This window comes from Lysinibacillus sp. FSL M8-0337 (assembly GCF_038593855.1).
GTDB classification, from domain to species: Bacteria; Bacillota; Bacilli; order Bacillales_A; family Planococcaceae; genus Lysinibacillus; species Lysinibacillus sphaericus_D.
Genome location: NZ_CP151996.1, coordinates 1,307,014 through 1,329,012 on the forward strand (window position 1 = coordinate 1,307,014; position 21,999 = coordinate 1,329,012).

The following is a 21,999-nucleotide window of genomic DNA, read 5'->3' on the forward strand; positions in this document are numbered from 1 at the left end:
TTTTCAAGTCGTAGCGTACCATGTACAATAGAAGGGTAGAGAAAGATCGGAAGAGAGGGATCGTGAAAGTGTCAGAAAATATTTCAGTATTAGTAGTAGACGACGAGGATCGTATTCGACGCTTATTAAAAATGTATTTGGAGCGCGAAGGGTATCAAGTTGACGAAGCAGAGAATGGTGAAGAAGCGATCGAGAAATCTTTAGAAAAAGAGTACCACTGTATTTTACTAGATATTATGATGCCTGAAAAAGATGGGCTTGAGGTATGTGCAGAAATTCGCGAAAGAGCTGCAACTCCAATTATTTTATTAACTGCAAAAGGCGAGGAAGCGAACCGTGTACAAGGCTTCGAGCTTGGAGCAGATGATTATATTGTAAAGCCATTTAGTCCTCGTGAGGTGGTTCTACGCGTAAAAGCGATTTTACGTCGTTCACAAGCATTTTCACCTACGACAAATGCATCGTCATCAAAAGATTTAGTTGTATTCCAACATTTGATGATTGACCATGATGCTCACCGTGTAACAGCGGAAGGTATCGAAGTAAATTTAACACCAAAAGAGTATGAATTATTGTATTTCCTTGCAAAATCTCCTGATAAAGTATTTGACCGTGAACAATTACTAAAAGAGGTTTGGCATTATGATTTCTTTGGAGACCTACGAACAGTCGATACACATGTGAAGCGTCTACGTGAGAAGCTGAATCGTGTATCCGAGAACGCAGCGAAAATGATTGTCACTGTTTGGGGCGTTGGTTACAAATTTGAGGTTGTCAATGAATAGAATATGGAACAGTGTTGTCGGGAAGCTATGGGTAACCATATTGCTTCTCGTTTCATTTGTATTATTTGTTTTCACGGTTTTAATGCTCGAATTTCTTCAAAACTATCATATGCAGCAAGCAGAGATTTCACTGCGTCAAACGGCTGCAACAATAGCGAGTATAGTGGATGACAATGAGACGGCAGAATCGACTTCGCAACTCCTGACAGATATTTTACCTGAGGGTACAAATGCACTTATCGCCATAAATCATTTGGAAGTCTCATTTGCGATGCAAGAAGGCGTCAACAAGAAAGAAATTCAAGATGGAATTTTAGCGAATAAATCCTTCCATGAAATTTTCCAATCAGATGAACCTATTATAAAGGAAATGATGATGCCATCTTCAACTGATAAAGGAAAGATGGAATCGTATGTTGTGCTAGGGTTTCCACTAAATGTGGAAAATGAAGTGCATGGTGCTGTATTTATTTATCAAAGTCCAGATGCGTTACATAAAACATCGAAAGAGACGACCAAAATTGTCTTTTTAGCGGCATTTATTGCGTTTGTGTTAACGACATTTTTTGCATTTTTCTTATCATCCCGTATTACATCACCATTACGTAAAATGCGTGAACTAGCTTTTGAAATTGCAAAAGGGAATTTCGAGGCAAAAATGCCGACAACGCAAAATGATGAAATCGGCCAGCTAGCTGTTGCGTTCAATCAAATGGGGCGTCAGCTAAAGCATAACTTAGAAGTAATCAATCAAGAAAATGAGCAATTGTCCAATATTTTAACATCCATGACAGATGCCGTGATAACGTTTAACCGTGATCGAACAATTTTACTGAGCAATCCGCCGGCGGAACGTTTAATGCAAAAATGGTTTGTAAATAAAGGCTCGCAAAGCGCAAAGCCGATTCCACCAGAACTCTATCATATGCTCGATCATGTACTAATGTTTGAAGATAAGTTAGAAGAAGAAATTGAAATGGATGGAAATTATTATACATTTACGATTAGCCCGCTCTATAGTGGGGAATTAATTCGTGGAGCAGTTGCTGTAATCCGCGATATGACAGAGCAGCATCGTCTAGAAAAGCTACGTTCAGATTTTATTGCCAATGTATCACATGAACTACGTACACCGATTTCCATGTTACAAGGCTATTCAGAGGCATTAATGGATGATGATTTTATTCAAGATCAAGAAGAACGCAATGAGATTACGAAAATTATTTATGATGAATCGAAGCGTATGGGACGTTTAGTAACTGATTTATTGGATTTAGCGCGAATGGAATCAGGACATATGACACTATACAAAGATGAAGTACCGATTAATTCGACATTTGAACGTATTACGCAGAAATTTGCTCAAGTGGCAAAAGAAAAGCACGTGCAGCTTTTATTTAATAGTGAGTTTGATAATAATGCCCGCATAAGTATGGATGAAGATCGTATTGAACAAGTGTTAACGAATTTAGTAGATAATGCACTGCGTCATACAGACGAAGGTTCTGTCATTGTCAAGATAGAGCAAGAGCCAACCTTTGCCAAAATATCTGTTCAGGATACAGGGCATGGGATTCCACAGGAAGATTTACCGTATGTCTTTGAACGTTTTTATAAAGCGGATAAAGCACGGACACGTTCTAAAGGCGGAACGGGTTTAGGGCTTGCAATTGCTCGAAATATTGTGAAGGCGCACTCTGGCAATATTATGGTCGATAGTGTGTTAAAAGAGGGCACAACCTTTACTTTCTATTTACCTTTCGAATAAATTCATTAAGAAGCCCTTAGCTGATTCCATCTGACAATGCTCTTTCATGCTGATACAGGTCATGTGTGTAGTTAGAACTAGCCGCACTATTTGGCAATAATACCAATACCTGTGAGGGGCTAGCTGTCGGCTTTTGCTCGGGTTTGGCACATGGCAAAACTGAGATAAAATTATTATTTAAATGTAACTTTTGCGAGTGTTAGACGACAAATACTATGAGAACGGGGGTGGAGTGCTTTGAATGACTCCGTGTTCCATCGACTATACGATGCATACCATCAAGACGTGTTCCAGTTTCTTATTTATCTAGTAAAAAATCGTACACTGGCTGAGGATCTTGCACATGAGGTTTATGTCCGTGTGCTGCGATCTTATGAACAATTCGCAGGAAATAGCAGTGAAAAAACTTGGCTTTTTGCCATTGCTAAAAATGTCGCAATTGATCATTTTCGAAAGCAGGCTGTGCGCCAAAAACATTCGCTCGATTTTTTTGACTGGGAAACGGAACAGTTACATTCAACCACACCATCACCGGAAGATGTGCTACAGGCCAGTGATGAATTAAAGCAGATAGAGTCTGCACTTGAAAATTGTACAGGGGATCAAAAAATGGTTATTATTATGCGCTATTTCCAAGATTTATCAATTACTGAAACTGCGCAAATACTTGATTGGACAGAGGCGAAGGTTAAAACGACGCAACATCGAGCCATTAAGTTTTTAAGACAACATCTACAACAGGCTAGGGAACAGGAGGCGAAAAGGCAATGACGCATAAACAACAATTTGACGATGAACAACTTGAACAAATGTTGAGCAATGCCCCGAAGCTTACTGACCACCGCTCGAAAGACAAAGTGTTAAAAAGATTGCTTGCTGATGCACGTTTACAAGACAATATACATCTTCAAGAGGCCATAGTAGATGAAGTAAAAGAACAACAAGCACAATCATTGCCTGCTCAAGAAAATATTGATCCTATAAAACGACGCAAGAGTAGGTTGCCTATTTTAAGTAGTGTTGCTGCAATTTTTGTACTATCAATAGCAGGGTACATCTATGTATCGAACAATTCTTCCGTAAAGGATGAAGCAAACGCCCCAATCGAAAATTATTCTTCCATGCAGGAGGATCGGTCGGTCACAGAAAGTGAAAATGCAGATGCAGATAGTGTGATGAAAGCGAATATTGGTGCTGAGCATGCTCGTATCCTATCGTTGCGGACATCTGTTTACGAAGATGATTTAGTCGATGCAGTCGTTTTCAGAATTGGTTTACCTGGTGGCAAGGCTGATAGTATACCAATGACCTATATTATTAAGAACGAAAAAATAACTGCTGATTTTGGGAAGAAGAAACCAACAACTTTACAAATGTATAAAAAATACGCACCTCAAATTGATGAAGAAGCAATGGGTTTAACGGACTATCATCCGTACAAAGGTGAGTTAAAAGAAGAAGGTAAGACGCTTGTGCACGTATTACCAGAAGAAAATGATTATGATGTAGCTTCGGCATCTGTCACAAAATATTTAAGCTCGTTAAAAGATACTTTTTCCGAATCCGAATATAAAGCCATTGCCATTAAACAGGCAGATGGTTCTGCTTACGAGTTTTCGCAAGCAGAAGAGCCGAGTGAGCCTATAGCGCTAACAAAAGATAATCATTATAACTATTATTTATATACAGAGGGAAACGGGACTGAATATTTATCGCCTGATTTCCATCAAACGTATCCTACTGTGACAGAGGCTCTACTGGCGATGCGAGACAAAAAGGATGATGTTTATGTGCCAGTTGTTCCGGAAAATGTCACATACACTGTAAAAGAAGAAGAAGATGGGGTTGTGGTCACATTTGACGCACCACTTGATTTAACGACAATGGATGCTGTACGGGCAACACAATTAATCGAAGCAATGATGTTGACTGCGTCAAGCTTTGATAAAAAGATACGTTTAGATAACATTGTACAGGAAAGTTGGGAAGGCTTTGATTTAACAAATTTTTTACCCATGCCTGTAGGAGCCAATAAACAAATGATGCCATAATATAGAAAACAGCTATCAGATAGAGATAGCTGTTTTTTTATAATTGAAATACCGCGGGTAAAGCACCTTGATTCGCGGGTAAATGATAAAATATCGCGGGTAAGTGACTTTGCTCCGCGGGTAAGTTACTCCATGATTTCTCGCAAAATGCTTCATTTATTAAAACATACAAATTTAATCGGATTATTTTAAGCAGAAGTATTTACTTTTATGTGATAAAACATTATAGTTAGTTTATAAAATAATATTGATTCATCTTCGGGGCAGGGTGAAAATCCCGACCGGCGGTAATAGAGTTGTAAATCGCTAGTGTAGTAGTAAGCTACAGTAGCTCGCATGATTTACTAGATGGCTCTTCAGCCCGCGACCTGTGCAAAGATTTTTTTGCATGGCTGACTTGGTGTAATTCCAAGGCCGACAGTATAGTCTGGATGGGAGAAGATGAAGGTACGATCGTCATTCGTTGTTACGAATTAAGCTATGTGCGAACGTTTTTTTAGTGTGTCTTTAAGTGCACGCTATGCACAAAAAATAGCTAGTAATGGCGTTATTTTATCATGCCTTTTCTCCCTTATGCTGATTTGCATAAGGGTTTTTTCGTGAAAAACAATCGATTACGTCGTAACCTTTCTTCTTGCAAGATTGAATCAGCAAAGAGGAGAGAGTTTTCAATGAAGAAAAATGTCAAACTGCAATCGTTTATTACGATTGGTATGCTGAGTAGTATTTCGTTTTTATTAATGTTATTTAATTTCCCGATTCCACCGTTCCCAGCCTTTTTGGAAGTGGATTTCAGTGATATGCCTGCCTTACTTGCAGCCATCACGATGGGCCCAGTAGCAGGTATTTTAGTAGAGCTATTTAAAAATGTCTTAGATTGGATTTTCTCTGGTACGCCAACAGGAGTGCCAGTTGGTCATATTGCAAACTTTGTAACAGGCATATTATTTATTTTACCAGTATCATTTATTTTTAACCGTTTTAAAACGATTGGAGGTCTTGTTGGAGGATTAGCAACAGGAACGATTGTGATGGCGGTTGGAATGAGCTTGTTAAATATCGCAGTATTTTTACCGATGTACACTTACTTCTTAGGAATGGAGCCAGTCGTTGGCGATTCATTATACACAATGATTGTTGCAGGCATTTTACCATTTAATATCGTGAAAGGTGTGTTATTAACGGCGGTTATGGCGTTATTATTCACAACGATGCGCAAATGGATCAACCAACAACGCACAATGTATTTATCAAAATAATTCATTTCACCTCGAGCATATTTTGAACTGCACCCCAATTGTTAGACACATCTAACAATTGGAGGTGCAGTTTTTTTATGGATCCAATAGCATACTGGGAAATTCAGGAACTGTCTAGTCTAATTTACTATTTTAATGTACAATTAATAAGAGATTAGTTAGTTTTGAGGAGATTGAAGAGATGAGTGAGAATAAAGGACAATGGTCTAGTAAATTAGGATTTATTTTAGCATCAGCGGGTGCGGCAATTGGGCTAGGGGCTATTTGGAAGTTACCCTATGTCACAGGGCAAAGTGGTGGAGGCGCATTTTTCCTAATTTTTGTGCTTTTTACATTATTAATCGGCCTACCGATGTTATTATCCGAGTATATTTTAGGGCGGGGTACGCAATCGGAAGCTGTCACTGCCTATAAAAAAGTTGTGCCAACGAAACCGGCATGGGCTTGGGTTGGACGTATGGGTGTATTGGGTTGTTTTCTATTATTAACCTTTTACAGTGTTGTAGGAGGATGGATTTTTATTTATAGCGGCCTTGGAGTATCGGGTGCAGTTATTGATTCTTCAGTTAATCCAGGCGATTTATTTGGAAAGATTATTAGCACACCGTGGATTACATTACTAGGTTTAGCGTTATTTACATTAACCAATGTACTTGTTATTTCGCTAGGTGTACAAAATGGTATTGAGAAAGCAAATAAATGGATGATGCCATTGTTATTTGTGATGTTTATCATTCTTGTTATTCGTGCATTAACTTTAGATGGGGCAATGGAAGGTGTGAAATTCTTCTTATGGCCTGATTTTTCTAATATAACAGGTAAAGCGTTACTAGAGGCGCTAGGGCAGTCATTCTTTGGTTTGGCAGTAGGTTTCTCTTGTTTGGTTACATATAGTTCGTATTTGAAAAAAGATGTTAGTTTACCAAATTCAGCAGGTTCCGTTGTTATTTTGACAGTACTTGTGTCGTTTTTAGCAGGACTAGCTATTTTCCCAGTTGTATTTGCTTTTGATTTGGAACCGCAAGCTGGGCCTGGCTTATTATTTATGGTGCTGCCGACAGCATTTAGTCAAATGCCTTTTGGGGAAGTGTTTTTAGCCCTGTTTTTATTACTATTTTTATTTGCGACATTAACTTCGTCGTTTAGTTTATATGAAATCATCGTGGCAGCATTTATTGAAAAATGGCATATGTCGCGTTCAGTCTTAACGTTATTACTTGGAGTCATTGTTTTTGTTGCAGCAATTCCATCGGCATTATCGTCAAGTTTATTAGCGGATGTTTCAATATTTGGCAAGTCCATTTTTGATGCTACTGATTACTTAGTGTCCAATTTAATGCTACCATTGGGCAATTTATTGATCGCCATTTTTATTGCCTATGTAGTAGATAAAGACTTTGTGAAAAAAGAATTGCTTATGGGAAGTCAGGTGGGACAAGGGTTTTATAACACATATCGCCTATTAATGTTAGTGGTCGTCCCAATTGTAATTATTGTTGTTTTATTAAATATGCTCATACAAAAATAAATATATTGCAGCTTAGAGATGGTTCTTGTATTGCGCAGGAGCCATCTTTTTTTCGATTAAGCACCAAGTGGTAGTGAAAAAATACCTGCCATTAAAGCACTCTTTTCAAGTATCTTAACTACAGGTACTATTTTTACTGGTACTTCAAGACCTTATGGTGTGCTAACTTTTATTAAATTTATTGAAGCAGCGAGTACAATTCCGCCATCGCAAGTACGGAAGTCTGGACCGATATTTCTTAATTGAACTATTCCATTATCTGGGATAAATACAATTGTTCATCCAGTAATTGGTACGCATTCATATCTGTCGACTTCTGTATTTAATGCTCCGTATCTCGTTTGAATTGGATTCACTTCGGCATTATTAACAAAGAGAGCTGTAACGATTGTAACGTTACCTGTCCCAAATGGAGAGAAATTTCCATTCACATGATAATCGATATAGTACGCCCCTCCTTGGGTAACCCTGATAGTCACTGTATCGGGGTCTAACGTGATGCCAGCAGTTTCCCCCATGCCGTTCCAAGGCATAGCTTGATTGGTAGCGAGAGTGAAAAATTCGTTTGAAAAAAGTTCCCGTATGTGGAAGATGAGACGGGTGGAGTTTGTGAGTTTGGAGTGATATTACAAATATCGATTGCTTTAATAACAGGCAAACTAGATTGGCAACGTTCGCATGAACAATTTTTATGACAACGATTCAAAGACTGTCCCTCCTAATCTATTTTTCTAATAGTTAATTTAAATTGAATTTTTTTGCCTGTGTGTGCGTTTAACTCATTTCTCTTTAACCTTAGACAAAAAAAGAGCAGACAAATATGCCTGCTGCTGTAGTAGATTGGGAGATACTAAATTGTGTGCGTGCCTGTCACCATTAATATTCGCTTAGTGCGAGTTCGCCTAACCAGTTTTCTTCTTTAATCATTTGCTTCGCTTGGAGTTCATTTTTGGCAATAGGGAAGACTTTATCACATTGTGAGATAGCAAACAGTTTACGAATAAAATCATCTGTCACAATAATCGCTATTTTCTTATCGAGCATTGTCACTTTCTTTGCAAAATTGATAATCATACCAAAACCAGTACTATCAATATTCGTGACCTTTTGCATATCGATAATATAGCCGTGTTTTGTGTCGAAACTAATCGCGTGGAGCTCCTCTTTTAAATCCCCAATCAATCCATATTCTAATTTACCAGTAAAGGCGATTAAAATATAATCAGCCTTAGTATCAATATCAATCATATTTTTCTGATTCATATATTACGCCTCCTTATATGTTTAAAGTTAGAATGTAAATTTTTTCACTTCGTTCTGAAGTTTAGTCGAAATTTCGGCTAATTCCTCTGAGTTTTGTGAGATTTCCGCAACGGTTGCGTGCTGTTCTTCAGAAGTTGCTGCAATTTCTTCAGTCGCTGCTGCGGAATCTTCAATAATCCGTGAGATATCATGTATGGCTTGTTGAACATCTAACGAATTGTCATTGACATTGGTGAATGCTGATTTCATTTCCTTCACACCCTGCTCTGTCTCCGCAACTTGTTCGACAATTTCTTGTAAGGCATTGCCTCCCTTACTGATGATGTGTACCTGCTCTTCGACAGCGAGTAAATTACTTTCCATTGTCCGAACGGTTACAGCGGTTTCGGCTTGTATATCTTTAATTAAACTCGTAATTTGCCCAGAAGCTAAACTTGATTGTTCAGCTAGTTGGCGTACTTCGGAAGCTACTACGGCGAAGCCTTTTCCTTGCTCACCAGCTCGAGCTGCTTCAATAGCAGCGTTTAATGCCAATAAATTTGTTTGTTCCGCAATGCCTGTAATAACAGTTATAATACCGCCGATTTCTTCGGATCGTTTACCTAGTTTTTGAATAGAATCGGTAGCGTAGGAAACTGTTTGCGTGACAGAGTTTAAATGTTTAATGGCTTCATTAATCGCATCCTCTCCTTTTCGCGCGATGTGGGTTGATTGAATTGCTCTCGCTAAAGTGGTTTCTGCCTTTTGTAAGCTATTGGCTACTTCATCATTTGTTTTTTGCATCATTTCTACAATATGTTCCGCCTGATCGGATTGCGTGCTAGTGCCACTTGCAATATCATTCATTGTTAATGCAACTTGGTTTGAGGCTTCGCTAGTTTGGCGAGAAGATTCCGCTAAAACTAGTGAAGAACTTGCGATTTGATTAGCGCTATTTGCGACAACGTTGATTGTTTCGGTTATACGGGTCTTCATCGCATTAAAAGCTTTTGCTAAATTAGCAATTTCATCTTGTCCTTTAGGATTTAATATTTTCACATTTAAATTTAAATCTGCTAGTTCTTTGGCATTTGCGCTTAATTGATTGATGGGCACAATAATTTGGCGTTGTAGAAACCAACTGATGATGACGAACAGTAAAGCTGAAATAATTAATAATACGATAACATTTTTCATGACACTTTCTGTAGCGGCAGTCGTATAGGTCGCTAATGGTAAGGCGATTGACAGCATGCCTATAATTTCGTCCAAATTATTTGTAATAGGCCCTGTTACGACTTCGTATGGCTCCCCTAGTATATTTGCTGAACCGATATAGCGCTGCTCTTTTTGCTCTAAAACGGTAGTGACTAGTTCACTAGGAGCCTTTGTATTAATAGCTCTCTCACCATTTTCGATAATATTTGTGCTAACCCGAGTATCATATTGAAAGATTGTGATGGCATCACCATGTGTTAGATTACTGAGTTTGTCAACAATATCAAAATTACCAACAATTTTCACATCTCCTTTATGCAATTCATTATTTTTGATGTGCCAGTCACCGGGAATTTTGGCATCTAAATACTCGTAACTTGAATCTATATCCGATAGTAGTTTTGCATTGACGGTTGTTATAAGATTATTTTTTGCATCGGTATAATCAACAATCGTTATTACCGTAATCATGAGTAAAATGCAAGTAATGATAAGTAGGTTAATTTTTTTACGGATTGTCCATTTCATAAAAAGTCCCTCCTAATCTTAGATGTACCTATCCATGAATTTTCTTAGAAACACCGACTAAAAACTTTGTTTTCGAAATATGTTTGAACCAAATACAATCCACCATTTGTTTGACAAAAAATAACCCGCGACCTCGATCTGTATAATTATGTTCGTTAAGATCAAATTGCAAATTCTTTTCCAAATCATCTTCAGTAATTCCTTGTGCCTCATCGATAACAGTTAACCTAATCTCCTCATCGTTATGGATGACTTGTATTTGAATGGTATTGTGAGGAGGGGCTATATCAATTTTTTCCATTGCTTCTATCGCGTTAATGACTAATTCATGTAACACAAATCTCATTTCTCTACTAAAGGGAATCGTATAAATATTTGTGTAGTTTTCCATGACCGTATCTATAAAATGAACTGCTTCCAAATTAGCTTGAACACGCAGTGAAAATTCCATTACCAATCACCTAACTTGTATTTGAAATTACTTTTATGTTTTCGCTTATTTGCAATATCCAGTCAATGATTGAAGAAAATGTAAGTCATCGCCTCCTACTTAAGAGACCTTAAGGCTATTAACGACTATCCCTATTGAAACATATGACCATTCATAGAAAGATGTAAAATGTATAGAAAAAGTAAGATTATTTGATTAGTCGGAAATGTAAGTGGGTGAGAAATTGTACCCATTTTTTATTTATTTAGTAGACATGTAGATGGTCCTGTAATCAAAAAGGTTGATAACATTGCCTATATAATTAATGATGAGAATTTATCTAATTATAAAATCAAAAATTTCGTAGTTATACATGTCTTTAGGAAAAACAAGTACTAGTAAATCTATGTATTGCACTAAGTTGGGTTCATTGAAAGGAGACGATGATTGTCTCGAAGTAATGGCGATGACTAACATCTTTTATCTGGAACTTGCGAAGTTTGGCTTAACTTGGTAGTTTAAGACCGTTTGAATAGAAGTTTAAATAGATGGAATCAAAAGGTCTATATCCACCGACGATATTATTATAAAAGTTGCTTTCAAATCAATCAATAGAAATTGGTGATTTTCCATTTAATAAATAGGCCAAATATCCTGCTAAATAATAGGGAGAACATATTTCGCTTATAATTTACCACTAAAAAATAAAAAACACAAGACTTAAGTTCTATTTAATTTTAAAATTTATAATCAATTAGTTGTATTTCTTGACAGATGGCGTTACTTATAGACTGTTTTTGAATATTCTTACTAGTCATTTTGTTCTGTCGCTTTCTCTAAATCGTTATTTATCTTCTATGCATCGAAAAAAAAGATAAAATCATTCGAAAAAAACAATGTAATAAAACATTACATGCCCATTGCGTTTGTTAGTTGTTATAGTGTAATTTAAAAGCAGTTCTAAAAAACGGATGTTAAGAAAAATGACAAATTGGAGTGGTGAAGAATGAAACATCATACTAGAGATGATATTATCCGCATGGTGAAAGAGGAAAATGTGAAATTTATTCGCCTACAATTTACTGATATATTGGGCTCAATCAAGAATGTAGAAATACCAGTTAGTCAGTTAGCTAAGGCATTAGACAATAAAGTTATGTTTGATGGTTCCTCGATTGAAGGATTTGTTCGTATTGAGGAATCTGATATGTATTTACGCCCTGATCTTGATACATTCGTAATCTTCCCGTGGACGGCTGAAAGAGGCAAGGTAGCACGCTTTATATGTGATATTGCACGACCAGACGGTACAGCATTTGAGGGCGATCCACGCTCTAACTTGAAGCGCGTCTTAAAAGAAATGGAAGAATTGGGCTTTACTTCTTTTAACCTTGGACCAGAACCGGAATTTTTCTTATTTAAACTAGATGAAAAAGGTCATCCAACACTGGAATTAAATGATAGCGGAGGGTATTTCGATTTAGCACCGACGGATTTAGGTGAAAACTGTCGACGGGATATTGTGCTGGAGCTAGAGGGCATGGGTTTTGAAATTGAAGCGTCCCATCATGAAGTGGCACCGGGTCAGCATGAAATTGACTTTAAATATGCCAGTGCCATTGAAGCATGTGATAACATTCAAACGTTTAAACTAGTTGTTAAAACGGTAGCAGCTCAACACGGCTTGCATGCAACTTTTATGCCGAAACCTTTATTTGGAGTGAATGGTTCAGGAATGCACTTTAATTTGTCATTATTTGAAGGAGAAAATAATGTCTTCTATGATGAACATGCAGAATTGCAATTAAGTCAAACGGCACGTAGTTTTATGGCAGGGATTATGAAGCATGTGCACGGCTTTACAGCAGTAACGAATCCATTAGTCAATTCCTACAAACGTTTAGTGCCTGGCTATGAGGCGCCATGTTACGTAGCTTGGTCAGCACAAAATCGTTCACCGCTTATTCGTATCCCTGCGGCACGAGGACTTTCTACACGTATTGAGTTGCGTTCTGTTGATCCAGCAGCCAACCCATACTTAGCAATGGCAGTTATTTTAGCCTCTGGGCTCGATGGGATTCGCAAAGGCTTAACACCACCAGACGCTGTGGACCGAAATATTTATAAAATGAATCGTGTAGAGCGTGAAATGAATGGCATCGATAGTTTACCATCTTCATTAGAATATGCACTGATAGAACTAGAAATGGACCATATAGTTCGTGACGCACTAGGCATTCATATTTTTGAAAAGTTCACAGCAGCGAAAGAAATTGAATGGAACAAATACCGCATACGCGTCCACGACTGGGAACGCGATGAATATATAACAATGTACTAACAAAGAAGTGTTGGGGCTGTAAGGCTCCGACACTTCTTTTATTTTTTTGCCCACATGGGTTTGTTTTGCTGTCCACAAATTGCCCACAAGAATTATTTTTATTTTTGTTGCTCCATATATTTATCGAAACTCTCGATAGACTTTTGTTTAATATTTTCTGATAAATGTGCATAAATATTCATAGTTGTCATTATGGACTCGTGCCCTAATCTTTCGGAAATCGACTTCATATCCCATCCAGCTTCCATCAACATAACAGTGTGAGTATGACGGGTAGAGTGAATCGGAAGTTTTTCTATACCAACATGTTCAAGTGCTGATTTAAATATATTGTACAGCGTAGAACGGGGCAGTGGCGAGCCGTCATCACGAGCAAAAATAAAGATTCAATTCATGGTTGTATAAAGCACCAACTAACATTTTTTGTTCTGTACGATACTTTATAAATGTTTTCAATTTTTGCATGTATTTAGTTCGCATATGGATATCCCGAGTAGATGCAGCTGTTTTGGGCGAACCTAATATCTCATCTTCATCTTCTGGATGAAAGTTAAGCGTCTGATCTACTTTTAATGAATTATTTCGCCAATCTATATCATCCAATCGAAGTGCAGCACATTCACCTTTTCGCATCCCACTTTCAAAAAGCGTTTCAAAAAATAAGCCATACGTATAGTCTCGTTTGTAAATGTAAGCTAGTATTTCTTGTACATACTTTGGCTCAACAAATTTTAGTTTTTTGGTCGGCAATTTCTTCATAACTACATGTTCACATGGATTTTTGAGGATGTAACCATTAATTACAGCTCTTTTCATACATTGATTAATAGCACTGTGAATACGTTTAGCACTATTTAAAGCAAGCCCTTTCTCCATTAGAGAATCGATAAATTTCTGATACATCATCGGTTTTATATCGCCCAATTTATAGTTGCCGAAATTTAGAATTCCATGTTTTGTAATAGCATGTTTATAAGTGCGGTACGTGCTGGTTTTTACTTTTCCTTTTATATAGTGTTCAAGCCAAGATAAAGAAAATTCTTCAAATGTAGCCATACCAGCATACGACTCATGAGAACTAAACTCCAGTTCCTTTTGTCGTGCAGCAAGCTGCGCTTCCTTCTTTGTTACAAAATCACTTTCACCATACTCACGCCACTCGTCTTGATTATCCTTCACACGAATCCGGTATGACCAATACTTACCTCTCCTACGAAATGAAGCCATACTAATCCCTCCTTAATTAGCACACTAGCGAGTAATCACAGTTCCTGTAAACTTTTTCGATATGCCAATTCGGCATAAACTCTTTTATTGCTTATGTATTGTGTCAGTCGTTTTACAGCAAAATCGTATTCGACATTAAATAGCTCTTGTATTTGGATTGCTGTGATTGAATTGTTGTAGTATAAATTTAGCTCATCCAACATGAAAGAGGGGATACAGGCATGGTACATGAAGTTATTTGCCTTGTTCTCTTGGTACTCTATCCAAGTATGGGCCATACGACCTTGATGACCCGTGTGAAAAAGGACATGTGCTAGCTCATGACAAAAATCTTGCCATTGTTGCTGGAAAGACAAATGCTCATTTAAAAAAATAAAATTCGAGTTTTTTAAAAAAGCAGCTTGGCTACTTTCGTCCCAGTAATGTATCTTGATATCTAAACAATCTGCTATTTTAAAAAAATTTATTTGTTTTGGCTTAAGAATATCCATTTTGATATAAAACTGTTTGATGAAATCATCTAAGTGACTAGAATACATGAAATCGACTCCTTAAAATAGAACAAGTGTTCTTTTTAAGTGTACTATAAATCCCCACTATTTGGTAGGGGGGAAGTCTAGTTTTTTAATTTGTATATTTCAATTATATATTTTTCTCCATTATTTCGTTTAACAGCTTTAATTTTTTTTTCTTTATTAAATAAAACTGATGTATTTTCACTGATTGAATAATCTAATTCTAATTTAAATTCTATAGGTAATCTATTTTCTAGAATAGAAATCAAAATATATTCTTTTTTCTCAATTGGTTTATAGACTACGAGTAGTACAACTTGCATTAATGAGAAAAAAAGAAAAATTAAAATAGATTCTAAATTATTTTGCTGGGATATTTCACTGATTGAAGTAATATAGAACGGGAGTAAGAGTGAAACAGCGAAAATTACACTTGAAATAAAAGTAAAGATTAAAATAATTATATAAAATATTGAATGGAGAAGGTGTTTTTTATTCACATAAATTTGTATTTTCTTCAGACGAGCAAAAACATAGAATAATAAAAAGAGAACGGATAAAACAACAAACACTATAGATAAAAATAAAAAAATAACAAATATGAGTGGGGCTTTTACCATAATATATGCATTTAAAAAAGTAAATCCTGTGAACATTATGTACAAAACTAAAAAAATGAAAATTGTTTTTGTAATTTGAATAGGGCTGTGGCTCCGTTTATGCATTAACTTAATATCAAATGAATCATACGATAAAGAAGTAAAAAGTTTAGGAATTAAAATCATAAATACGATAACAGGTATAGTACAAATTAAATAATAAGGTGAAATGTTAATTTTCTCATATTGTATACTTTTTAAAAATAGCTTAATAAATTCTATAGTCATGACAATTGATTCTCCTTCATAACATATGTAATAAAAATTATAGTTATATATTTTTATAAACAACAGATAGTAAAAAGGACATGTAATTATTACACGTCCTTTTTAATTTAAATCATTTTTGATAATATCCCACATTTTTCGTAGTTTACGTAGTTCTTCTTCACTCGAATTCGGAAGTTCTTTGTACCATAATTGTAAGTCTGGATTGTTAACGAAAGCTTGAAATTCTTCTTCGTCATTTTCACGTGGTGTAAGTGCTGGGGTGTCTATTCGACCAAGAAGGTAGTCTGTGCTCACTTCGAGTACGTTTGCTAAATTAAGGAGCTCACTATCTTTAACGGGTCTCTCGTTAGATTCAATTCGATTCATAACGCTAACATTTAAATTAACTCGATTGGCTAATTCACGTTGCGTCCATCCTCTTTTTTCTCGTAATGAGATTATCTTTTTTCCTATATCCATGTTTTCACCGCTTTCAGTGAGATCATATGTTAAATATATCATGTTTCCGTTTTAGAAATAAATAAATTGCTAAAATAGAAATTTAATACTTGAATTTCTATTTTAGCAATGGTATATTGTTACCAACGGGTTGCTAAAACAGAAATTAGTAAGAGGTGAAATTCAAGTGAAAATATTTAATTTGGCATTTGTTAAGCAACGTAGACAGGAGTTGAAAATGACACTTCAAGAGGCAGCTGATTCAATGAATATGAAGAATGCTTCTACTTATTTGAAGTATGAAAATGGCACATATTCATTCAAAGCCGAGCAACTGCCTTTGCTAGCAAAAATGTTGAAATGCAGTACTGAAAATTTTTTTATCAAAATAATTGCTAAAACAGCAATTTAAAGAGGTGAGCTAAATGTTACAAGTGCAAATTGATCCATCATTTGCTGAAACAATACTACGTGAAGAAATTCAAAAGAACATTGAACAAGTAAGCATCAAGACGTTGTTTTGGGATATGAAAGAACTTTGCAGACAGGTGCAAATGAGTGAGACGTTTGTGAAGGAACAATTTTTTTATAATCCCGACTTTCCAAAATTCAGAGTAGGCAAGAAATGGCTTATGCCTGCTAAGCAAACGGAAGAGTTTTTGTTGGCATGGATTGCACAACAACCAAGGAATTGAGGGGGTAACGTCTTCTTGTCGCTACCCTTAAACATTCAAATTTTTAAGAAAGTTGTTTGAGGAATAGGACGAGGGTTTTCATTTACATTGTTTTCTTCTTATAAATAATTTTAATCGAAAACAACTATATAGAGTATGCTGATTCGGCATAAAAGGTGGTGTGACAATGAAGTTAGGCGTGATATTAAAGACTTGTCGAGAATTTGCAGGCCTCTCTCAAGAAGAATTGGCAGCTCGGATGAACCGGAGTCAAACATGTATCTCACGGTATGAAAATGAACGTAAAGTTCCTGATGTTTTTACTTTTATGGATTGGTTTAAACAAACAAACACGCAGGAAGTTGGTATAACTCTCTCACAAGGATTGATGAGTGGATTAGACATTGCAACAGTTATACAAACGTTACTGCCGATAGTAGGTGGGTTTGCATGGCTAAGTATTTTTTAAAGGAGTTGGTTGTATGAGAGGAAATATAAGTAATTGCATTTGTAATAAAAAGAAAAAATGCAAGCGCATATGCACCTGCATCTGATTGAACTGAAACTTTGGTCGGTGAACAGTTCAAATAATATATTACAAACCTTGTCCTTTAATTATGGACAAATTTACTAAATAAGTCAACATCAGGGGGGGTTTATTATGAATCAAATTTTAGAGCAACTTTATATGTTTCTAAATCAAGAGAAGGAAACCTTATCAGATCGTGCAATGGCAGTAGCTGATTATAGTACAGGACAAAACCATGAGGAGCACATTGAAAAGTTAATTGCCTACAATCTTCAAAAAGGTCGCACCAATGGTGTTGAAGATGTTATTCGCCATATCGAAAAAGTAATGTCAGCAACAAAAACATTAAAAGTAATTTGATTTGTTCTCGTCACAGGATTCACAAATGGTTTGTGAGTCCGATGATGCGAATGCATCTGAAAGGCAGGTGAAACTGATGAAAGTCGTTACTGGTGAATGGCTTGCTTTGAAGTCGGCTGAACGAATGGCCCGTATTGAAGAAGCTAAGAGTCTTTGGGACGCTCGCTTTAGAAGGCATAAAAAAAGCTTACAAGCACTGGCATGCGAGTAAGCAACTATCAAAATACATTAATTAGATTATAGCAAATATCCAAGCTAACAGCAAGGGAGGGCATTATATGTCAGAACTTATCGTGCATGGTGGCAAGCGAGTTTTAACAAGTGTGCAACTTGCAGAACCATTTGGCACAAATGCAAAAGTTATTAATCGGAATTTTAGTCGTAATCAGAATCAATTTGTTGAGGGCGAGCATTATTTCCAGTTAACAGGAGATGCACTAAAGGCTTTCAAGGCTGAACGTCCAAATGACGCTAGCCTTAAATTCACAGCATCCTTGAATCTTTGGACTGAAAAGGGAGCATGGCTTCACGCCAGTTACTTAAAAGGCAGTCGAGCAAAAGAAGCACTCCATACACTAATAGACGGCTACTATAACATTTTAGAACAACCTCAACACATTGTGCCGAATCAAGCGCAACCATTAGCGATTACTTATGAGCACATTCAGCAAATCGAAAGCAGGTTGGAAGTTGTGGAAAAACAATTACGAGAGTCAACATTACATTCAGGTGAACAAACGCGACTACGGATTGAAGTAACTAAACGAGTCAATCAGCTAGTTCGTAATAAAAAAGATGCTAGGGGTGCGCTATTCCGCGCAATATATTCCGCCATCAAAGAACGCTACCAAGTCGGCTCCTATCGTGACGTCAAACAACATGAGCTACAGGATGCATTACGATTTGTAGCGCAATGGGGAGGTGATGCTTCATGAAACGAGGACGTAAATTGACTGTCAAAGAAAGCAATCATGTTAAAGCATTTCGTTTGAATCCTGCCAATTGGTTCATCAGCGAAAAGCTAATAGACAAGTGGATAATTGTTCATCGTTTGACGGGTAAGCCACGCATAATACCAGCACCATAGGAGGAACAACTATGAATCTATTAATCAACGAACCACCGTTGCAAGTGTTACCTACGCTTGCAGTTGCGATTGGGCTAAACAATTCCATTGTAGTGCAGCAGGTGCATTATTGGCTACGTGTATCAAAGAATGAACGTGATGGTCACAAATGGGTGTACAAAACTATTGATGAGTGGCATGAGGAGTTTCCATTTTGGTCAAAGCGAACTTTAGAACGCGTTATTCAAAATCTTGAGGATATGAAAATTCTAGCTGCAGGCAACTATAACAAGCTCAGAATGGATCGTACAAAATGGTACCGCATTGATTATGAAATGCTTCATAAATGTTGCAAAGACGCAAACCGACAAAATGGCGGAATGCAAACCGACAAAATGGCGGATTCCATACCGCCAAATAGTCATATTGGAAACCGACAAAATGGCGTGAACGTTTCCGACAAAATGGCGGTACCAATAACCAGAGAATACACAGAGACTACTACAGAGAATACACAGAGACAAAATAGTCGCAAACGAGTTTACGACGAATCTTCTGTGCATTATCAATTAGCTAATAGACTCTATCAAAAAATACTGATAGATGACCCTAGCTTTAAACAACCGAACATGAATACCTGGGCTGATAGTATTCGCTTAATGATGGAACAGGATGCTAGAACAGTTGAACAAATTGAATACCTTATCGACTGGTCACAAGATAATTCATTTTGGAAATCAAATATTCTCTCAACCAAAAAGTTACGTGAGAAAGCAACAACGCTTATACGCCAAATAAAGGCTGATAAGGCTAAAGAAGTGAAAGCCAAGCAATCAGTACCTAACTATCGTCAAAATCGTAAAGAACTTGTGCCTGAATGGTTTGAAAAACGCAATGAGGATAATAGTGAAAGCCAATCTACTGATCAAACAATTGACTTTGAAGCAGAGCGCCAAAAGGTATTAGAAATGCTAGGAAAGGGGTCTAACGATGCGAAATGAATTAGTTTTTATTCTTCACTTGACTGGATATTCAGAACAATATCTTGAAAAATTGTCTGACGAAGAACTGAATCATATGTACGATGCTCAAATGGACAAAGGCATGAATGAAAGAGTGGTGTAGTCAATGACCAATCATTTCTATGGAGGCAAAGTTGTTTAAGTCGTTACGCAACATGATTTGCAAAAGAAAGTTGCAGATAGCGAAAAACGTGACTGGCGGAAAGTAGGAAAATTCACACGGCATCACTACAGTGGTCATTGATGCTGTGTGATGGAGAGAAAATCGAAGGAGGGGTATTAGTGAATGCAGATATTCAGTTTTTGAAGGACTTACAAACTCAAATGAAATGGGAAGATGAACATGATTATGACAGCCAAGCATCACCCCGATTCTGGGTGCTAATGGATTATCGAGAAGTACCAGCAAATGAAGATTATGACGATGGCTTCGATTCATATTTCCATAACGATGGTGAGCATACAGAATTTCGTAATTTTGATGAGTTGAAAGACTTTATCGAAGAATATTACGAGGATGAAGTAGATGATTATCTGCAGTCATTGCTTAATGATGAATCAAAGCATTTTGATACTTTATGGGCTCATATTGAGAACCACCTGAATGATTGCGGTTTCTTCAGTAAAGTTTTCTGCAAGCGAGAAGAATTCATTGTCCAGGACACTATGTTTCTTACGAAAGAAGAAGCCAAACGTCATCTTGAATTAAATCATTACCACTATACGAAAGAAGCTCACACATACGCTATGACAGCTTGGCGAGCACCGAAAGTAGCACGATTACTCAATATTCTGATGTCGTTCAATTGGGATTCGGTGCAAGTGAAGGAGGGTGAGTCAGTTGGGTGATATTCAAGGATGTGTATCAGTTGAAGTAAAAACTATTAAAAGTTTAATGGTTAAATTAGAGCCAAAATATACAAACGGCCATGATTTTTGTGAATTGATAGTAGATGAATCAAGAAATGGATTTACAGCTCGTTTGTGTAATGAAACGTATTCATTCAGTTGGGGTGCACCAGGTAATGATTTTATTCAGTTCTTAATTGATACATTTAGCAAACATAACGATTATTTATTTGGAAAGCTAGAGGATTTCTCCAAACGTGATTTTGTGGATACCGAGAAAACAGCAAAAGCGATGAAGGTCATGGCATTACAAGCTCGTCGGTATAACCAAATCGACGAAGAGCAAGCACGTGAAATTTGGGAAGAAATTGAATATTTCAGAGGAAATGATGATATTACACAAAACCATCTCTATAGCGAATGGTCACATTTGTTTGAGTGTGCAATTAAAGAAGATATTTTCTCAAATGAACCTCGGTTGGAAGAGTTTATTTCATATAACGAGGATTGGCGCTGTAGGGTGTTTTGTGAAAAAGTGGCTCCTATTCTAGCAGAAGTATTGAAGGTTGAGTATGGAAGGGGGGAAAGCAAATGAGCAAAAGAATTGAACTATTAAAGCAACAAAAAACTTTACACAATCAGTACTGTGTTACTTGTCCAAATCGTAATGATCGTAATGCGAAAAGCTGTAAAAAATGCTACATCTTCTTGCAGTTTAACGAAATAGGTAAAAGTCTATTAAACCTAAATAAGCGTCAAAATGTACAAGCGCCTTGTAAAAAAAATAAGAATGATATTTTAAAAGAATCTATGACAACACACGGCATGGTTTTAACAATAGATCGGTATTTAGATTTACAAGAAATGGGCTTAAAAAATTATCAAATAGCAGAATATTACGACATCACGATACAGGAACTCAATGAATGGAAGGTAGGGCAGGGGCTAACTGGAAAACGAGGACCAGAATCTAAAAAGGATTTAGCATGCAGCAGTTAAGTATCTTTGATTACCCTGTTAAACCAAAACATCATTTTCAAATTCATGACAGAGTGAAGCTTTTGCTAGTAGACGAATCAATTCATTGGGAAATCCATAATTATCGAAAATATTATTTTGGTCATCTGATTGGAAAAATAGGGACGGTGTTAGAGATAAAGAAAAATAGTGTAGTGGTTCAATTTTTAGAGGAAATTATTTTATGTGATGAATGTGAGTTAGTGTGGATAGTGTAGAGCTACGGGTGCAACCATAGCTCTACAATTAAGCCTCTCGCTTA

28 protein-coding genes and 1 riboswitch are annotated in these 21,999 nt (G+C 36.7%); of the genes, 20 read left to right on the forward strand and 8 right to left on the reverse strand.

The features are described 5' to 3' along the window. The first annotated feature begins 68 nt into the window (after window positions 1-68). The 6 genes from MKY08_RS05915 (at window position 69) to MKY08_RS05940 (ending at window position 7,391) form a co-directional block, all read left to right on the forward strand. Complete coding sequence (locus MKY08_RS05915) at window positions 69-785, forward strand: response regulator transcription factor (protein WP_024361488.1); 717 nt, start codon at window positions 69-71, stop codon at window positions 783-785. Continuing rightward, entirely contained in the window at window positions 778-2,553 is a 1,776-nt protein-coding gene (locus MKY08_RS05920) for an ATP-binding protein (protein ID WP_069510896.1), read from the forward strand. The genes MKY08_RS05915 and MKY08_RS05920 overlap by 8 nt, the downstream gene beginning before the upstream one ends. 237 nt (window positions 2,554-2,790) lie before the next feature. Next, window positions 2,791-3,324, forward strand: a complete 534-nt coding sequence (gene sigX, locus MKY08_RS05925; RefSeq protein ID WP_069510894.1) for an RNA polymerase sigma factor SigX — start codon at window positions 2,791-2,793, stop codon at window positions 3,322-3,324. Then, the gene (locus MKY08_RS05930; protein ID WP_069510892.1) at window positions 3,321-4,604 is read left to right on the forward strand and encodes an RNA polymerase subunit sigma; all 1,284 of its coding nucleotides are present in this window, start codon (window positions 3,321-3,323) and stop codon (window positions 4,602-4,604) included. Before sigX ends, MKY08_RS05930 begins: the two co-directional genes overlap by 4 nt. A gap of 250 nt (window positions 4,605-4,854) precedes the next feature. Next, window positions 4,855-5,051, forward strand: a riboswitch (FMN riboswitch). Between the two features lie 224 nt (window positions 5,052-5,275). Next, window positions 5,276-5,863 carry an ECF transporter S component gene (locus tag MKY08_RS05935; RefSeq protein ID WP_069510890.1) on the forward strand — a complete coding sequence of 196 codons (588 nt, stop codon included), beginning with the start codon at window positions 5,276-5,278 and terminating at the stop codon, window positions 5,861-5,863. 181 nt (window positions 5,864-6,044) lie between these two features. Then, window positions 6,045-7,391: a sodium-dependent transporter gene (locus MKY08_RS05940; RefSeq protein ID WP_069510888.1), complete on the forward strand. Its 1,347-nt coding sequence runs from the start codon at window positions 6,045-6,047 to the stop codon at window positions 7,389-7,391. 278 nt (window positions 7,392-7,669) lie between these two features. Here the strand turns inward: MKY08_RS05940 and MKY08_RS05945 are convergent, their stop codons facing one another. From MKY08_RS05945 to MKY08_RS05960, 4 genes are all read right to left on the reverse strand, one after another. After that, on the reverse strand, window positions 7,670-7,909 hold the full coding sequence (locus MKY08_RS05945; protein ID WP_069510886.1) for a hypothetical protein: 240 nt from the start codon (window positions 7,907-7,909) through the stop codon (window positions 7,670-7,672). A 358-nt stretch (window positions 7,910-8,267) separates the two neighbouring features. Then, window positions 8,268-8,654 (reverse strand): STAS domain-containing protein, encoded by a 387-nt coding sequence (locus MKY08_RS05950; RefSeq protein WP_069510884.1) that lies wholly within the window; start codon window positions 8,652-8,654, stop codon window positions 8,268-8,270. Window positions 8,655-8,681: 27 nt separating this feature from the next. After that, window positions 8,682-10,379 (reverse strand): methyl-accepting chemotaxis protein, encoded by a 1,698-nt coding sequence (locus tag MKY08_RS05955; RefSeq protein ID WP_069510882.1) that lies wholly within the window; start codon window positions 10,377-10,379, stop codon window positions 8,682-8,684. A gap of 28 nt (window positions 10,380-10,407) precedes the next feature. Continuing rightward, window positions 10,408-10,830 (reverse strand): ATP-binding protein, encoded by a 423-nt coding sequence (locus MKY08_RS05960; RefSeq protein WP_069510880.1) that lies wholly within the window; start codon window positions 10,828-10,830, stop codon window positions 10,408-10,410. A gap of 985 nt (window positions 10,831-11,815) precedes the next feature. Between MKY08_RS05960 and glnA the strand changes: the two genes are divergently transcribed. After that, window positions 11,816-13,150, forward strand: coding sequence for a type I glutamate--ammonia ligase (gene glnA / locus MKY08_RS05965; RefSeq protein WP_069510877.1), 1,335 nt, complete (start codon window positions 11,816-11,818; stop codon window positions 13,148-13,150). Between the two features lie 366 nt (window positions 13,151-13,516). Here the strand turns inward: glnA and MKY08_RS05970 are convergent, their stop codons facing one another. The 4 genes from MKY08_RS05970 to MKY08_RS05985 all read right to left on the reverse strand — a co-directional run bounded on the left by MKY08_RS05970 (window position 13,517) and on the right by MKY08_RS05985 (window position 16,241). Further along, complete coding sequence (locus tag MKY08_RS05970; protein ID WP_069510875.1) at window positions 13,517-14,377, reverse strand: site-specific integrase; 861 nt, start codon at window positions 14,375-14,377, stop codon at window positions 13,517-13,519. 35 nt (window positions 14,378-14,412) lie between these two features. Continuing rightward, window positions 14,413-14,916, reverse strand: a complete 504-nt coding sequence (locus tag MKY08_RS05975; protein ID WP_069510873.1) for an ImmA/IrrE family metallo-endopeptidase — start codon at window positions 14,914-14,916, stop codon at window positions 14,413-14,415. Window positions 14,917-14,993: 77 nt separating this feature from the next. Beyond that, on the reverse strand, window positions 14,994-15,779 hold the full coding sequence (locus MKY08_RS05980) for a hypothetical protein (protein WP_342534821.1): 786 nt from the start codon (window positions 15,777-15,779) through the stop codon (window positions 14,994-14,996). Window positions 15,780-15,881: 102 nt separating this feature from the next. Beyond that, window positions 15,882-16,241: a helix-turn-helix transcriptional regulator gene (locus tag MKY08_RS05985; RefSeq protein WP_069511166.1), complete on the reverse strand. Its 360-nt coding sequence runs from the start codon at window positions 16,239-16,241 to the stop codon at window positions 15,882-15,884. 166 nt (window positions 16,242-16,407) lie between these two features. On the opposite strand from MKY08_RS05985, the gene MKY08_RS05990 reads away from it, so the two are divergent. The 13 genes from MKY08_RS05990 to MKY08_RS06050 all read left to right on the forward strand — a co-directional run bounded on the left by MKY08_RS05990 (window position 16,408) and on the right by MKY08_RS06050 (window position 21,955). Beyond that, window positions 16,408-16,632, forward strand: coding sequence for a helix-turn-helix transcriptional regulator (locus MKY08_RS05990; protein ID WP_069511168.1), 225 nt, complete (start codon window positions 16,408-16,410; stop codon window positions 16,630-16,632). Window positions 16,633-16,645: 13 nt separating this feature from the next. Beyond that, the gene (locus MKY08_RS05995) at window positions 16,646-16,915 is read left to right on the forward strand and encodes a group-specific protein (protein ID WP_069511170.1); all 270 of its coding nucleotides are present in this window, start codon (window positions 16,646-16,648) and stop codon (window positions 16,913-16,915) included. Between the two features lie 166 nt (window positions 16,916-17,081). Next, a complete protein-coding gene (locus MKY08_RS06000) occupies window positions 17,082-17,363 on the forward strand; it encodes a helix-turn-helix transcriptional regulator (protein WP_069511172.1) in 282 nt (93 codons plus the stop codon). A gap of 192 nt (window positions 17,364-17,555) precedes the next feature. After that, window positions 17,556-17,783 carry a hypothetical protein gene (locus tag MKY08_RS06005; RefSeq protein ID WP_069511174.1) on the forward strand — a complete coding sequence of 76 codons (228 nt, stop codon included), beginning with the start codon at window positions 17,556-17,558 and terminating at the stop codon, window positions 17,781-17,783. Window positions 17,784-17,808: 25 nt separating this feature from the next. Next, complete coding sequence (locus MKY08_RS06010) at window positions 17,809-17,994, forward strand: hypothetical protein (RefSeq protein WP_069511176.1); 186 nt, start codon at window positions 17,809-17,811, stop codon at window positions 17,992-17,994. Window positions 17,995-18,061: 67 nt separating this feature from the next. Continuing rightward, entirely contained in the window at window positions 18,062-18,718 is a 657-nt protein-coding gene (locus MKY08_RS06015) for an ORF6N domain-containing protein (RefSeq protein ID WP_069511178.1), read from the forward strand. Next, the gene (locus tag MKY08_RS06020; RefSeq protein ID WP_176723174.1) at window positions 18,715-18,870 is read left to right on the forward strand and encodes a hypothetical protein; all 156 of its coding nucleotides are present in this window, start codon (window positions 18,715-18,717) and stop codon (window positions 18,868-18,870) included. Before MKY08_RS06015 ends, MKY08_RS06020 begins: the two co-directional genes overlap by 4 nt. An 11-nt stretch (window positions 18,871-18,881) precedes the next feature. Then, window positions 18,882-19,850, forward strand: coding sequence for a hypothetical protein (locus MKY08_RS06025; protein WP_069511179.1), 969 nt, complete (start codon window positions 18,882-18,884; stop codon window positions 19,848-19,850). Then, window positions 19,840-19,974 carry a hypothetical protein gene (locus MKY08_RS06030; RefSeq protein WP_256093156.1) on the forward strand — a complete coding sequence of 45 codons (135 nt, stop codon included), beginning with the start codon at window positions 19,840-19,842 and terminating at the stop codon, window positions 19,972-19,974. Before MKY08_RS06025 ends, MKY08_RS06030 begins: the two co-directional genes overlap by 11 nt. A 140-nt stretch (window positions 19,975-20,114) precedes the next feature. Continuing rightward, a complete protein-coding gene (locus tag MKY08_RS06035; RefSeq protein ID WP_069511180.1) occupies window positions 20,115-20,720 on the forward strand; it encodes a hypothetical protein in 606 nt (201 codons plus the stop codon). Next, entirely contained in the window at window positions 20,713-21,315 is a 603-nt protein-coding gene (locus MKY08_RS06040; RefSeq protein WP_069511182.1) for a hypothetical protein, read from the forward strand. Before MKY08_RS06035 ends, MKY08_RS06040 begins: the two co-directional genes overlap by 8 nt. Then, window positions 21,312-21,719, forward strand: a complete 408-nt coding sequence (locus MKY08_RS06045; protein WP_069511184.1) for a hypothetical protein — start codon at window positions 21,312-21,314, stop codon at window positions 21,717-21,719. Before MKY08_RS06040 ends, MKY08_RS06045 begins: the two co-directional genes overlap by 4 nt. Next, window positions 21,707-21,955 (forward strand): hypothetical protein, encoded by a 249-nt coding sequence (locus tag MKY08_RS06050; protein ID WP_069511186.1) that lies wholly within the window; start codon window positions 21,707-21,709, stop codon window positions 21,953-21,955. The genes MKY08_RS06045 and MKY08_RS06050 overlap by 13 nt, the downstream gene beginning before the upstream one ends. Window positions 21,956-21,999: the final 44 nt, after the last annotated feature.

Bases quoted from the DNA above. Each gene is read 5' to 3' on its own strand.
- MKY08_RS05920 (WP_069510896.1), top strand. From the start codon at position 778: ATGAATAGAATATGGAACAGTGTTGTCGGGAAGCTATGGGTAACCATA.
- MKY08_RS05930 (WP_069510892.1), top strand. From the start codon at position 3,321: ATGACGCATAAACAACAATTTGACGATGAACAACTTGAACAAATGTTG.
- MKY08_RS05935 (WP_069510890.1), top strand. From the start codon at position 5,276: ATGAAGAAAAATGTCAAACTGCAATCGTTTATTACGATTGGTATGCTG.
- MKY08_RS05940 (WP_069510888.1), top strand. From the start codon at position 6,045: ATGAGTGAGAATAAAGGACAATGGTCTAGTAAATTAGGATTTATTTTA.
- MKY08_RS05945 (WP_069510886.1), bottom strand. From the start codon at position 7,909: ATGGGGGAAACTGCTGGCATCACGTTAGACCCCGATACAGTGACTATC.
- MKY08_RS05950 (WP_069510884.1), bottom strand. From the start codon at position 8,654: ATGAATCAGAAAAATATGATTGATATTGATACTAAGGCTGATTATATT.
- MKY08_RS05955 (WP_069510882.1), bottom strand. From the start codon at position 10,379: ATGAAATGGACAATCCGTAAAAAAATTAACCTACTTATCATTACTTGC.
- MKY08_RS05960 (WP_069510880.1), bottom strand. From the start codon at position 10,830: ATGGAATTTTCACTGCGTGTTCAAGCTAATTTGGAAGCAGTTCATTTT.
- glnA (WP_069510877.1), top strand. From the start codon at position 11,816: ATGAAACATCATACTAGAGATGATATTATCCGCATGGTGAAAGAGGAA.
- MKY08_RS05970 (WP_069510875.1), bottom strand. From the start codon at position 14,377: ATGGCTTCATTTCGTAGGAGAGGTAAGTATTGGTCATACCGGATTCGT.
- MKY08_RS05975 (WP_069510873.1), bottom strand. From the start codon at position 14,916: ATGTATTCTAGTCACTTAGATGATTTCATCAAACAGTTTTATATCAAA.
- MKY08_RS05980 (WP_342534821.1), bottom strand. From the start codon at position 15,779: ATGACTATAGAATTTATTAAGCTATTTTTAAAAAGTATACAATATGAG.
- MKY08_RS05985 (WP_069511166.1), bottom strand. From the start codon at position 16,241: ATGGATATAGGAAAAAAGATAATCTCATTACGAGAAAAAAGAGGATGG.
- MKY08_RS05995 (WP_069511170.1), top strand. From the start codon at position 16,646: ATGTTACAAGTGCAAATTGATCCATCATTTGCTGAAACAATACTACGT.
- MKY08_RS06000 (WP_069511172.1), top strand. From the start codon at position 17,082: ATGAAGTTAGGCGTGATATTAAAGACTTGTCGAGAATTTGCAGGCCTC.
- MKY08_RS06005 (WP_069511174.1), top strand. From the start codon at position 17,556: ATGAATCAAATTTTAGAGCAACTTTATATGTTTCTAAATCAAGAGAAG.
- MKY08_RS06010 (WP_069511176.1), top strand. From the start codon at position 17,809: ATGGTTTGTGAGTCCGATGATGCGAATGCATCTGAAAGGCAGGTGAAA.
- MKY08_RS06015 (WP_069511178.1), top strand. From the start codon at position 18,062: ATGTCAGAACTTATCGTGCATGGTGGCAAGCGAGTTTTAACAAGTGTG.
- MKY08_RS06020 (WP_176723174.1), top strand. From the start codon at position 18,715: ATGAAACGAGGACGTAAATTGACTGTCAAAGAAAGCAATCATGTTAAA.
- MKY08_RS06025 (WP_069511179.1), top strand. From the start codon at position 18,882: ATGAATCTATTAATCAACGAACCACCGTTGCAAGTGTTACCTACGCTT.
- MKY08_RS06030 (WP_256093156.1), top strand. From the start codon at position 19,840: ATGCGAAATGAATTAGTTTTTATTCTTCACTTGACTGGATATTCAGAA.
- MKY08_RS06035 (WP_069511180.1), top strand. From the start codon at position 20,115: ATGCTGTGTGATGGAGAGAAAATCGAAGGAGGGGTATTAGTGAATGCA.
- MKY08_RS06045 (WP_069511184.1), top strand. From the start codon at position 21,312: ATGAGCAAAAGAATTGAACTATTAAAGCAACAAAAAACTTTACACAAT.
- MKY08_RS06050 (WP_069511186.1), top strand. From the start codon at position 21,707: ATGCAGCAGTTAAGTATCTTTGATTACCCTGTTAAACCAAAACATCAT.